This window comes from Qipengyuania gaetbuli (assembly GCF_020171365.1).
Classification (GTDB): Bacteria; Pseudomonadota; Alphaproteobacteria; order Sphingomonadales; family Sphingomonadaceae; genus Qipengyuania; species Qipengyuania gaetbuli_B.
On the sequence record NZ_JAIUZO010000002.1, the window covers coordinates 582,693 to 594,758 of the forward strand.

The following is a 12,066-nucleotide window of genomic DNA, read 5'->3' on the forward strand; positions in this document are numbered from 1 at the left end:
AAGCGTGATGGGCAACAGGGGACGGCAGGCCATGGGCACTGCGTTGGCGGCTATCGTGGCGAGCACTCTGCTGGCGGGTTGCGCAACCGGTCCCACTCTCAACGACCCTGCCGATCTCATCCTCGTCAATGCGCGGGTCTATACGCTTTCCTGGAGCGACCCGGACGGTAAGGGCAAACCCGCAGCCGACGCCCCCTATCGCGGCGGCGAATGGCATCCCGATGCCGAGGCCGTAGCGGTGGATGACGGGCGCATCGTCTTTGCAGGAGACGTGCGCAAGGCGCTGACGCTGCGCGGAGCCGAGACGCGCGTCGTGGACCTGGAAGGCGCGACCGTGCTGCCCGGCCTCGTCGATTCACACACTCACGTAGTGGAATTGGGGGCAAAGCTCGACGCCGTAGACCTGACCAGCGTGGCGACCGAGGCAGAAGCGGTCGCCCTGGTTGCCGAGCGCGCCAGATCCATCCCCAAGGGCGAATGGATCTTCGGCGCAGGCTGGGACGAAGGCGCCTGGGCGAACGATTATCCCGACAAGGGCCTGCTGAGCGCGGCTGTCCCCGACCACCCGGTGGTATTGCGCAGCCTGCACGGGTTCGCCTTGTGGGCCAACCAGGCGGCGCTCGATGCTGGCGATATCACCGCGGCCAGCCACGTGCCTGAGGGCGGTGAGATGCGGCTTGGCGCGGACGGACGGCCAAATGGCCTGTTCCTCAATCGTGCGACCACCATGCTCGATAGGGCTTTCCCGCCCACCCCGCTGGAAACCGCCAAGCGCCAGACACGCGCAGGGCTGATGCAGATGGCGCGCGACGGCTTCGTGACTGTGCACGAAGCCGGGGCAGACACGCGCTCGATGGAGACTTTCGAGGCGCTGGAAGCCGAGGGCAAGCTGCCGATCAGGGTCTATGCGATGCTCTCGCTGCGCGACGAACCATTGATGCGGCGCTGGATTGCGCGCGGGCCCGACGGCGATGCCGACAGCATGCTCGTGACGAGATCGGTGAAGGCCTATTACGATGGCGCGCTGGGATCGCGGGGCGCGCGTCTGCTGGAGGATTATTCGGACAAGCCCGGCCACCGCGGGGTGAGCGGCAGCGGCTACGGCTTCGACCGCGCGCTGAACGATGCGGCCATGCAGGCGGGCTTCCAGACCGGCATCCATGCCATCGGCGATGCGGGCAACCGCGAGGCGCTGGACATACTCGAGGCGGAATTCCGCCAGCATCCGGCAACGCAGGCCAATCGCCACCGGATCGAGCACGCGCAGGTCATTTCTCCGCAGGACATGGGGCGCTTTGCAAAGCTGGGCGTGATCGCGTCGATGGAGCCGCCGCAAGCGGTGGAAGACAAGACTTGGGCCGAAGACCGCCTCGGCCCCGAGCGTATCCTCGGCGCCTATGCCTGGCGAACCCTGCGGCGTAGCGGCGCGATGCTGACTTTCAATGCCGACAACCCGGGATCGGATCACAGCATCTTCTACGGCCTCCACGCGGCCATCACGCGGCGCGACAAGGACAGGCAACCCGAATCTGGCTGGTACGCGCAAGAGGCCGTGACCATCGAGGAAGCGATCCGCGCCTATACGATATGGTCCGCCTATGCCGCATTCCGCGAAAAAGAGACGGGCATCATCTCCCTTGGCCGCTGGGCCGATCTGACGGTGATGGACATCGATCCCTTCGCTCTCGCAAAGGACAGCCCGGGCGACATTCTGAACGGACGCATCATGATGACCGTCGTGAACGGCGAAGTGGTCTACGAGCGGTAGAGCCCGCGCCTATTCGGCGGCTTCACCCGTCCCGTCGGTCAGCAGGTCGTCGTTATTGTAGCGCGGGGTCGCTTCGACCTTCGGCACTTCCTCGATCTCGCGCTTGCCGATTTCGATGCCCTTCTCCGCAAGACGGCGCCCCGAGGACAAGACATTGCGTTCGAAACTGCCGACGAACTTGTTGTAATTGTTGACCGCGGTTTCGAGACCGCCGCCCACACGCTTCATGTGCTCTGCCGCCACGGCGAGACGGTCGTATAGTTCTGCGCCCGCCTTGCCGATTTCCATCGCTTCATTGGCGATCGTGTCCTGGCGCCAGACCTGCGCGACCGTCCGCGCGATGGCGACCAGGTTGGTGGGCGTCGCCAGCAGCACCTTGTTGCGGAAGGCGAAGTCCCAAAGTTCGGGATCGTGCTCGAGAGCAGCGGCGACGAAATGTTCGCCGGGCACGAACATCACCACATAGTCCGGCGCGTCGTCGAACTGGCTCTGGTAGCCCTTGGACCCGAGGGTCTGGACATGACCGCGCATCGATTTCGCATGGAGGTCCATGTGCCTTGCGCGTTCGCTGTCGTCGTCAGCCTCGAACGCTGCCTGGTACGCATTGAGCGAGACCTTCGCATCGATCACCAGCTTCTTCTGGCCCGGCACGTTGACGATGGCATCGGGCCGCAGGCGCCCGCTTTCGGTATCGACCGACTGTTCGAGGATGAAATCGGTGTGCTCCGACAGGCCGCACTGCTCGAGCACGTTCTGCAGCGCCCTTTCCCCCCAGCGGCCACGCGCCTTGGGAGCATTGGTCAGGCTGTTGCCGAGCCGCTGTGCTTCCTTGCGCACCTCTTCTTGCGACAGGCGCATACCTTCGATTTGCTGGTGCAGCCGCGAGAAGGCATCGGCACGCTGGCGTTCAAGCGATCCGACTTGCTCTTCGTATTTCTGCAGGCGTTCGGTCACCGGTTGCAGGAGCGAGGCGACCGCTTCCTTGTGCTTGACCTCTGCCTCGCCAAGCCGGGTGGATGCCTCACTGCTGAACCGTTCCCGCGCCGCTTCGAGCACCTTGGCACCGGTATTCTCGAATTCCTTGAGCAGGTTTGCACGCGATTCTTCCAGCAGGCGCTTCTGCTCTTCGAAAGCGGCGCGTTCCGCCTTGAGCCCAGAGGCTTCCTCGCGCGCAGCATCCAGCTTCATAGCCAGATCATCTGCCCGCGCCGCCCGTTCCGACATGGTCGCCAGTTCGGGCACCATACGCGCGAGCTTTTCTTCAGCCGCCTTGGCCTCACCCTCTGCCTCCCCATGACGTGCCTTCCAGTCGGCAACGGGGCGCGAGCCGATGAACCAGCCAAGCGCACCCCCGATGACGAGGGCAGCGAAAATCAGGATGATAGCAGTCGTGTCCATCCCGCCACCTTATGCGGAACGGAGAGGGAACGCCAGAGGCGTTCGCGCAATTTCAACCGAATTGGAAGCTTACGCCGCTTCGCGCAGTTTCTTCAACTTCTTCAGCGCCATGTTGCGCTTGAGGCGCGAGAGGTGGTCGATGAAGAGGATGCCTTCGAGGTGGTCCATCTCGTGCTGGATGCAGGTGGCCATGAGGCCCTCCATCTCTTCCTCGTGCACGTTTCCTTCGAGGTCCTGGTAGCGCACGCGGCAGGTCGCCGGGCGATCGACATCGGCGAAGATGTCGGGGACCGAGAGGCAGCCTTCCTGGTAGGTCGCCAGCTCGTCCGCCGGATCGAGGATTTCGGGGTTCACGAAGACCCGCGGTTCCTTCTTCGTCGGATAATGGTGGTGATGGTGGCCGCCGTGATTGCACTCTTCCGGCTCCGCATCGGTATCTTCCGGCTGGAGATCGATGACGAGCAAACGCTTGGGCACGCCGACCTGGATCGCGGCGAGGCCAATGCCGGGTGCGGCATACATGGTTTCGAACATGTCTTCGACAAGCGTCTTCAACTCTTCGTCGAACTCGGTGACGGGTTCGGACACGACCTTGAGCCGGGGATCCGGCACTTCGAGGATTTCACGGATAGCCATGCGGGGTCAGATAGGCGCTGAATGCAACCAATTCAATTAAATTGGATCGGTCAGACTGATCGCCTCACCCCAGCGGCCTGCGTGCGCGGAGCGCCTGTGCGAGCGTGCCTTCATCGAGGTAGTCTAGTTCCCCGCCGACCGGCAGGCCGTGGGCCAGCTGTGTGATGCGGACGGGGAAGTCTTCCAGCCGCTCGGCAAGGTAGTGTGCGGTGGTCTGGCCTTCGAGCGTGGCGTTCATCGCGAGCACGACCTCGTCCACCCCGCCAGCCTCCACGCGGGCGAGCAGGCTCGCGATGTTGAGGTCTTCTGGCCGGATGCCGTCCAAGGCCGACAGTTTGCCGCCAAGCACGTGGTACTTGCCGGTGAAGAGTTTCGCACGGTCGAGCGCCCAGAGGTCCGCCACGTCCTCCACCACGCAGAGCGATTTCGTGTCGCGGCGCGGATCGGCGCAGATGCCACAGGGGTTGCGGGTGTCGACGTTGCCGCAGGTCTCGCACTCGACCAGCGCCTCGCCCACCGTCGCCAGCGCCTCCAGCAGGGCAGGGAGCGCGCTTTCGCGGCGCTTGACGAGCCAGAGCACGGCACGCCGCGCGCTGCGCGGGCCGAGGCCCGGCAGCCGGGCCAGCGCGGAGGCCAGCGTCTCGATCTCTTGCGATGCCATGGAGTGACAGATAGGGGCGCGGGCACAGCAGAGAAAGACCACAAGGCCCGTCATGCGCATAATCTTCATGGGTAGCCCGGAATTCGCGGTGCCGACGCTGCAGGCGCTGGTCGATGCCGCGCACGAGGTGGTCTGCGTCTACACCCAGCCGCCGCGCCCGGGTGGCCGCCGCGGCAAGGAACTCACGCAAACGGCGGTGCACCAGCTGGCCGAGCGACTGGGCATCGAGGTGCGCCACCCCGTCTCGCTCAAATCGACCGAGGAGCAGGTGAAATTCGCTGCGCTGGGCGCCGATGTGGCGGTAGTCGCGGCTTATGGCCTGATCCTGCCGCAAGCGGTCCTCGACGCACCGAAGCACGGCTGTCTCAACGTCCACGCCTCGATCCTGCCGCACTGGCGCGGGGCGGCGCCGATCCACCGTTCGATCATGGCGGGCGACGAGGTGACCGGCGTCACCATAATGCAGATGGAAGCGGGCCTCGATACCGGTCCGATGCTCGCGACGGTTCGCACGCCGGTCGATGACAAGACCACCGGCGAACTGACCGAGGAACTGGCGGAACTGGGCGCGCAGCTGATGGTCGGCACGCTGATCGATCTCGACGCGCTGCACCCGGTCGAACAGGACCATGAAGCGGCGACTTACGCAAAGAAGATCGACAAAGCCGAAGCACGGATCGATTTCGCGCGATCGGCCGCAGAAGTGGTCCGGCAGGTCCATGGGCTCTCGCCCTTCCCCGGCGCCTGGTTCGACCTCGACGGGGTGCGCGTGAAGCTGCTGCGCGCGGAGGTGGCCGAAGGTTCGGGCAAGCCCGGCGAAGTGCTGGACGATACCCTCGCCATCGCTTGCGAGTCAGGCGCCATCCGTCCGATCGAATTGCAGAAGGCCGGCAAGCCGCGCATGGACCTCGACACCTTCCTGCGCGGCAATCCGGTCGCGAAAGGCACGATCCTTTCGTGACCCGCTTCGCTCTCACTCTCGAATTCGACGGCACGCCGTTCTTCGGCCTGCAACGCCAGCCGCACGGGCCGAGCGTGCAGCAATCGGTCGAGGATGCGGCGCAGCGTATCACAGGCGAGGAGGTGAAGTTGGCCAGCGCGGGGCGGACCGATACCGGCGTCCACGCGCTCGCCATGCGCAGCCATATCGATATCGAGAAGGACATCGAGCCCTTCCGCCTCATGGAGGCGCTCAACGCACAGCTGCGGCCCGATCCGATCGCGGTGATGGATTGCGAGGTCGTGCCCGACGATTGGCACGCACGCTTTTCCTGTGTCGGGCGCAGCTACGTGTACCGCATCGCGAACCGCCGTGCGCCGTTGACGCTGGAGCGAGACCGCGCCTGGCAGGTACCCCAGCCGCTCGACGCTGCCGCCATGCATGAAGCGGCGCAGGCGCTGGTCGGCCATCACGATTTCACCACTTTCAGATCGGTACAGTGCCAGTCGGCCAGCCCCGTGAAGACGCTCGACCGGCTCGATGTGGAGCGCGATGGCGAGCACGTGCTGATCCATGCATCAGCGCGCAGTTTCCTGCATCACCAAGTGCGTTCGATGGTCGGCTGCTTGGCGCTGGTCGGGATGGGCCGCTGGGAAGTCGGCCGCGTGAAGCAGGCGCTGGAAGCGCGCGACCGGCAGGAACTGGGCCTCAACGCCCCGCCGCACGGGCTCTATTTCGTCGAGGCGATCTACCCCGACGAGACCTGACGTAACGTCACCCTAGCCAAGCCGCGACGAGGGGCCTAGCGATGGCCGCACACGGACGGGACAGGTTTGGGAGACATGACATGACCACCACCGGTAAGCAGCTTTTCACTACCCTTGCGGCAGACGGCACGCTGACCGTCGAAATCGCCGATGCGACCTTCCCCGACCCGACCGGCAACCAGGTCCTGGTGCGCATGGAAGCGGCGCCGATCAACCCGTCCGACCTCGCGATCCTGACCGGCGCGGCGGATTTCGAGAACGCCGAATATTCTCCCGGCAAGGTCGTCGCCAAGATGCCCGAACCCTTCAATTCGGGTCAGAAGGCGCGCCACGGCCAGCGCCTGCCCGCAGGCAATGAAGGTGCAGGCACCGTCATTGCCACGGGCGACAGCGACATGGCCAAGGCGCTGATGGGCCAGCGTGTCGCCTGCGTTCCCGGCAATGCCTTCAGCCAGTACGCTATTGCGGATGCTGCCATGTGCCTCCCGCTCGGCGACCACAGTTCGGAAGCGGGCGCATCCAGCTTCGTCAATCCGATGACTGCACTGGGCTTCGTCGAGAATGCGAAGATGGATGGCCAGAAGGCGATCCTCCACACGGTGGGCGCATCGAACCTCGGCCAGATGCTCAACCGTATCTGTCTCGAGGACGGAATGGGCCTCGTGAATATCGTGCGCAAGGACGACCAGGCAGAACTGCTCAAGTCGCAGGGCGCCACGCACGTGGTCAATTCCTCCGACGACGACTTCATGGCCAAGCTCAAGGCTGCAATCGACGAAACCGATGCCTTCTACGGCTTCGATCCGATCGGCGGGGGCCAGATGGTCGACACCTGCTTCAAGGCGATGGAACAGGTCGCCGTGTCGAAGATGACCGAATATTCGCGCTACGGTTCGAACCAGGCGAAGCGCATGTTCATCTATGGCCGCCTCGACTTCGGTCCGACCATCCTGACACCTGCCTACGGGTTCGGCTGGACGCTGTCGGGCTGGCTGCTGACCCCGTTCCTGCAGACCGCTGGCATGGAAACGGTGATGCGGATGCGCAAGCGCGTGCTCGACAACCTGACGACCACCTTTGCCAGCAGCTACAAGACGAAGGTCGACCTCGAAGGCATGCTGACGAAGGACGCGATCCTCGACTACCGCCAGATGAAGACGGGCGAGAAGTATCTCGTCACCCCCAACGGCTGAGGCCTAGCGCCCGTCGAAGGCCTGCTGGATGGCGGCGGGATCGCTGGTCCCGCTTGCCAGCAGCAATTGCAGCAGAATCCGTGCCTTCTGCGGGTTGAGCGCGCGGGCAGCTACAAAGCGGTTGGCTTCGTCCTCGCCCTCGCGGTCGACGAGCCCTTCGTCGACACGGCTCGACCGGACGAGGGCAATGCCGCTGCCTGCCAGCCGCGCGAGTTCGCGCCTTACGGTTTCGGGCATGTTCCCCTCGCCCACGCCTGCCACCACGATGCCGCGCGTTGCCTCGCCCACCAGCCTCAGCGCCTCGTCCGCGCGCATGCCGGCGTGAACGAACAGGATCGGCACTTCGGGCAGGTCGCCGCACCATGCGAACGGCGCTTCGCCGCCCTGCCGCCAGGGCGCACCGAACCATTCGAGCGTCGCAGGGGTGACGAAACCGATTGATTCGCGAGGGAAACCACGGAAGGCATCGGTGCCGCGCGTCCGTACCTTGCGCACGTCGCGCGCGGCGAAGACACGGTCGCCCATCACCACGAGCACACCGCGCCCCGACGCATCGCCATCGCTGGCTACGCGCACGGCATTGGCGAAATTGCGCAGACCATCATAGCCGACCGCATCGGCAGGCCGCATTGCTCCCACCACCACCACCGGCTTGGTCGCGGGCAGGGTAAGGTCGAGCAGGAAGGCGGTTTCCTCGAGCGTGTCGGTGCCGTGCGTGACGACGACGCCATCGCAATCGTCACGGCCCAGCGCCTCCAGAATAGCCGCGTGCAGCGGGTTCCAGACCTCGGGCCCGATTTCCGCCGAATCGATATTGGCGATCTGTTGGCCGGACAATTCCGCTGCCAGCCCCAGCCCGCCGACCTTTTCGAGATAGTCCTCGATCCCGATTTCACCCGCACGATAGTCCTGCGCGATGGCGGAACCCGCGATCCCGGCGATGGTGCCCCCGGTGGCAAGCACGGTCAGTCTGGTGGTCATGGGCGGGAGGGATAGCGCCAAGGCGTCACTCGGTCACGCCTTCTTGGCCGGGCGAACAGGCCGAGCGCAGGAAGTTTTCCGATTATAACAAATGACAATGCGGGCTGTCTGCTTTGTGCGTATGAATTACTGAAAAGAACAGAAAGCTAACATCCGTCAATAGACCGCAAACTTCCGACTTGGTTAATCAGCCCCGCAATGGACGCGATAAGAGGTGACATCAGGTCTTCCCCGTTCCCGCTGACCGGCGACTTCCTCGCCGGGCGCCTGCGGGACCAGCTCGACCGGGACGACCTGCAATATATCGAAGACCTGATCGAGACCGTGCAGGATCACGGGGATGGCGCGCGCCTGCTTGAAAGGGGCACGGTCACCGACCGCAGCACCATGCTGATCGAAGGCTTCGTCTTCCGCACGATCGAAAGCGGGGACCGGCGCTACATCGTGGGCGTGCAGGTGCCGGGCGATTTCGTCGATCTGCACGGCTTTGCGCTGAAGCGGCTGGACCATTCGATCGTCGCTGCCGGACCGGTCAAGGTCGGCACGGTCAGCCACGGCAGCCTGCGCAAGGTCATGCACGAGAGGCCCAATGTCGCGCGCGCCATGTGGTTCGGGACGCTGCTCGACGCGGCCATCCATCGCAAGTGGATCCAGATCCTCGAACAGCTCGACGCGCCCAAGCGGATTGCCCACCTCTATGCCGAATTGCAGACCCGCCTCGAAATGGTTGGGCGCGATGCCCCGCGCGCATTGCGTACGCCATTCACCCAGCTCGACCTTGCCGACATGTGCGGGGTGAGCGCAATCCACGCCAACCGCGCGGTCGGCAAGCTGCGCGATCTCGGCATCGGGGAAATCCGCCGCGGCGACCTGTTCTGCGAAGATTGGGACCGCCTGCGCCGCTATGCGCGCTTCGATCCCGACTATCTCTATGGCGACGGATCGTTGAAGCTGGACAAGGGCTGGTACTGATCGGCGCGCTTGACGCTGCCGCAAAGCGCGCTACATGCCCGCTTCTCCCGCAAGGGGGCGCTTAGCTCAGTTGGTAGAGCATCTCGTTTACACCGAGAGGGTCGGCGGTTCGAGCCCGTCAGCGCCCACCATCCCCCTCAAGCAAGCCACAGGCGCAGGGCGTAGGCCACGGCCCCCAGCACCGTCACGCTTGTGATCCAGATCAGCACCATCCAGCCCAGCCGCTGCCACAGCGGGCGGGCTTGCGCATCCTGCGATCCGGACAGCGGGTCGAAGGCCATCAGTGATAACCTTCCGTCCCGACCTTGCCGCGAAACACCCAGTAGGCCCAGGCCGTGTAGGCGAGGATCAGCGGCATGGTGATGGCAACGCCTACCAGCATGAAGGTCTGGCTCCGCTGAGGCGCGGCAGCATCCCAGATGGACACGTCGGGCGGCACGACATTGGGCCAGATCGTCAGGCCGAGGCCCGCCATGCCGAGCAGGAACAGCGCGATGCTGAGCCAGAAAGGCAGGCTCTGCCCATCCCCGCCCAGCGAGCGCAGCAGCTGAACGGCCAGTCCCAGCGTGACCAGCGGCACCCACGCGGTGAGGTAGACTTCGGGGGCGGACAGCCAGCGCGCCGCATATTCGGGATCGAGCGCGAGGTTGTAGGCGCTCACTGCACCCATCAGGGCGAGCGTGCCCAGCGCCGCGCGCTTGGCCAGCCTGCGCGCATGGGCCTGCGCCTTGCCCTCCAGCTTCCAGATCAGCCAGGTCGCGCCGAGCAGCGCATAACCAACCACGGTCCCGAGGCCGGTCAGCAAGGTATAGGGCGTCAGCCAGTCCCACCAGCTGCCTGCATAGGCGCGGTCCTGCACCTCTATCCCCTGCAGCAGCGCGCCCAGGATCATGCCCTGCGCCATGGCCGCGACGAAGGACCCGGCGGTGAAGCTGAAGTCCCAGAACCTTTCGTGCGCCTTGTCGCGCCAGCGGAATTCGAACGCTACCCCGCGAAAGACGAGGCCCAGCAACATGGCAATGACCAGAGGGTAGGTCGCGGGCAGGATGATGGCATAGGCCAGCGGGAACGCGGCAAAGAGCCCGCCCCCGCCCAGCACCAGCCAGGTCTCGTTACCATCCCACACCGGCGCGATGGAATTCATCGCCTGGTCGCGTTCCTGCCCCGGCTCGAATGTCGGGAAGAGCACGCCGATGCCGAGGTCGAAACCGTCCATCACGACATAGGCGAAGACGGCAAAGGCGATGATGAACGCCCAGATGACCGTCAGGTCGACATCAACACCCATCGGTCGCCTCCTCCTTGCCTGCGGGAAGGACATCCGGGTCGCGGCCCGGGTTCTGCGTTGGCCCCGGCGTAATGCCGGCGGTCCTGACCGGGCCCTTTTCGGTGCGTTTCACGCCCTTCTCACCGGTGTGCGGGGACTGGCTCATCAGGCGTAATATGTACCACGTACCCACGCCGAAGACCGCGAAGTAGACGATCACGAACGCGATAAGCGAGGTCGCGACGGCCGGCGCGTCGAGCGGGCTGGCGCTGTCGGCGGTGCGCAGCACGCCATAGATCGTCCAGGGCTGGCGGCCGACCTCGGTCGTTATCCAGCCCGCAATCACCGCGACGAAGCCCGACGGCCCCATCACGATCGCAGCGCGGTGTAGCCAACTCCAGTCGTAAAGCTTGCCGCGCATTCGTGCGAGCAGGCTCCACGCGCCGATGCCCAGCATCAGGAAACCGATCCCGACCATCACGCGGAAAGCCCAGAACACGGGGAAGACGGGCGGCTGGTCCTCGTCCGCAATCGTGTCGAGCCCGTCGAGCGGGGCGTCGAGTTCGTGCTTGAGGATCAGGCTCGAAAGCTTGGGAATGCCGAAGGCGTAGTCCAGCCGCTGCTCTTCGTCATTGGGTATGCCGAACAGGTAGAGCGGGGCCCCGTCCGGATGGCTTTCGTAATGCCCCTCCATCGCCATGACCTTGGCAGGCTGGTGCTCCAGCGTGTTGAGGCCGTGCATGTCGCCGGCAAAAATCTGCACCGGTGCGACCAGCGCGGCCATCCACATAGCCATCGAGAACATCTTGCGTGCGTGCTGGTTGGCGCTGTCCTTCAGCAGGTGCCAAGCCCCGACCCCGCCGACCACGAATGCGGTTGTCAGATAGGCGGCAATCACCGTGTGGACGAGGCGGTAGGGGAAGCTGGGATTGAAGACGATTTCGAACCAGCTCGCCTCGGGCAGGAACTGGCCGTTCGCGCCTTCGACGAAACCAACCGGGGTCTGCATCCAGCTGTTCACTGACAGGATCCAGAAGGCCGAGATAAAGGTGCCCACGGCAACCATAAGTGTCGCGGTAAAGTGCAGCCCCTTGCCGACGCGGTTCATGCCGAACAGCATCACGCCGAGGAACCCCGCCTCGAGGAAGAAGGCGGTCAGCACCTCGTAGGCCATGAGCGGCCCGATCACCGGCCCCGCCTTGTCGGAGAACGCCGACCAGTTGGTCCCGAACTGGTAGCTCATGACGATGCCCGACACGACGCCCATGGCAAAGGCGATGGCGAAGATCTTGAGCCAGTACTTGAACAGGTCCTGGTAGACCTGCTTGCCGGTCTTCAGCCAGAGCCCTTCGAGCACCGCGAGGTAGCTCGCCAGCCCGATCGAGAATGCGGGGAAAATGAAGTGGAAGCTCACCGTGAAGGCGAACTGTATCCGGGCGAGCATCAGCGCATCGGCGTTCTCGAACATGATCACCCTATACAG

Annotated in this window: 12 protein-coding genes and 1 tRNA gene; 6 read left to right on the forward strand and 7 right to left on the reverse strand. The window is 64.7% G+C overall.

Annotated features, from left to right (window positions below; genetic code table 11):
- Positions 1–7: 7 nt before the first annotated feature.
- Positions 8–1,768 carry an amidohydrolase gene (locus LCL94_RS03380; RefSeq protein ID WP_224832651.1) on the forward strand — a complete coding sequence of 587 codons (1,761 nt, stop codon included), beginning with the start codon at positions 8–10 and terminating at the stop codon, positions 1,766–1,768.
- 9 nt (positions 1,769–1,777) lie between these two features.
- On the opposite strand, the gene rmuC is transcribed toward LCL94_RS03380, so the two are convergent.
- From rmuC to recR, 3 genes are all read right to left on the reverse strand, one after another.
- On the reverse strand, positions 1,778–3,166 hold the full coding sequence (gene rmuC / locus LCL94_RS03385) for a DNA recombination protein RmuC (RefSeq protein WP_224830987.1): 1,389 nt from the start codon (positions 3,164–3,166) through the stop codon (positions 1,778–1,780).
- Positions 3,167–3,235: 69 nt separating this feature from the next.
- Complete coding sequence (locus LCL94_RS03390) at positions 3,236–3,802, reverse strand: peptide deformylase (RefSeq protein ID WP_224830988.1); 567 nt, start codon at positions 3,800–3,802, stop codon at positions 3,236–3,238.
- Between the two features lie 64 nt (positions 3,803–3,866).
- Entirely contained in the window at positions 3,867–4,463 is a 597-nt protein-coding gene (gene recR / locus LCL94_RS03395; RefSeq protein WP_160607859.1) for a recombination mediator RecR, read from the reverse strand.
- A 52-nt stretch (positions 4,464–4,515) separates the two neighbouring features.
- On the opposite strand from recR, the gene fmt reads away from it, so the two are divergent.
- From fmt to LCL94_RS03410, 3 genes are all read left to right on the forward strand, one after another.
- Positions 4,516–5,424, forward strand: coding sequence for a methionyl-tRNA formyltransferase (gene fmt / locus LCL94_RS03400; protein WP_224830989.1), 909 nt, complete (start codon positions 4,516–4,518; stop codon positions 5,422–5,424).
- A complete protein-coding gene (truA, locus tag LCL94_RS03405; protein WP_224830990.1) occupies positions 5,421–6,170 on the forward strand; it encodes a tRNA pseudouridine(38-40) synthase TruA in 750 nt (249 codons plus the stop codon). Before fmt ends, truA begins: the two co-directional genes overlap by 4 nt.
- Positions 6,171–6,250: 80 nt before the next feature.
- Positions 6,251–7,363: a zinc-binding dehydrogenase gene (locus tag LCL94_RS03410; protein ID WP_224830991.1), complete on the forward strand. Its 1,113-nt coding sequence runs from the start codon at positions 6,251–6,253 to the stop codon at positions 7,361–7,363.
- Between the two features lie 3 nt (positions 7,364–7,366).
- On the opposite strand, the gene LCL94_RS03415 is transcribed toward LCL94_RS03410, so the two are convergent.
- Entirely contained in the window at positions 7,367–8,344 is a 978-nt protein-coding gene (locus tag LCL94_RS03415; protein ID WP_224830992.1) for an asparaginase, read from the reverse strand.
- Between the two features lie 198 nt (positions 8,345–8,542).
- On the opposite strand from LCL94_RS03415, the gene LCL94_RS03420 reads away from it, so the two are divergent.
- Positions 8,543–9,316, forward strand: coding sequence for a Crp/Fnr family transcriptional regulator (locus LCL94_RS03420; RefSeq protein WP_224830993.1), 774 nt, complete (start codon positions 8,543–8,545; stop codon positions 9,314–9,316).
- A 55-nt stretch (positions 9,317–9,371) separates the two neighbouring features.
- Positions 9,372–9,447, forward strand: a tRNA-Val gene (locus LCL94_RS03425).
- 6 nt (positions 9,448–9,453) lie between these two features.
- On the opposite strand, the gene LCL94_RS03430 is transcribed toward LCL94_RS03425, so the two are convergent.
- From LCL94_RS03430 to LCL94_RS03440, 3 genes are read right to left on the reverse strand one after another with little or no spacing between them, the layout of a single operon-like run.
- The gene (locus LCL94_RS03430; protein ID WP_224830994.1) at positions 9,454–9,597 is read right to left on the reverse strand and encodes a DUF2474 domain-containing protein; all 144 of its coding nucleotides are present in this window, start codon (positions 9,595–9,597) and stop codon (positions 9,454–9,456) included.
- Positions 9,597–10,604: a cytochrome d ubiquinol oxidase subunit II gene (gene cydB, locus LCL94_RS03435; protein WP_224830995.1), complete on the reverse strand. Its 1,008-nt coding sequence runs from the start codon at positions 10,602–10,604 to the stop codon at positions 9,597–9,599. Before cydB ends, LCL94_RS03430 begins: the two co-directional genes overlap by 1 nt.
- The gene (locus tag LCL94_RS03440) at positions 10,594–12,051 is read right to left on the reverse strand and encodes a cytochrome ubiquinol oxidase subunit I (protein WP_224830996.1); all 1,458 of its coding nucleotides are present in this window, start codon (positions 12,049–12,051) and stop codon (positions 10,594–10,596) included. Before LCL94_RS03440 ends, cydB begins: the two co-directional genes overlap by 11 nt.
- Positions 12,052–12,066 lie beyond the last annotated feature (15 nt).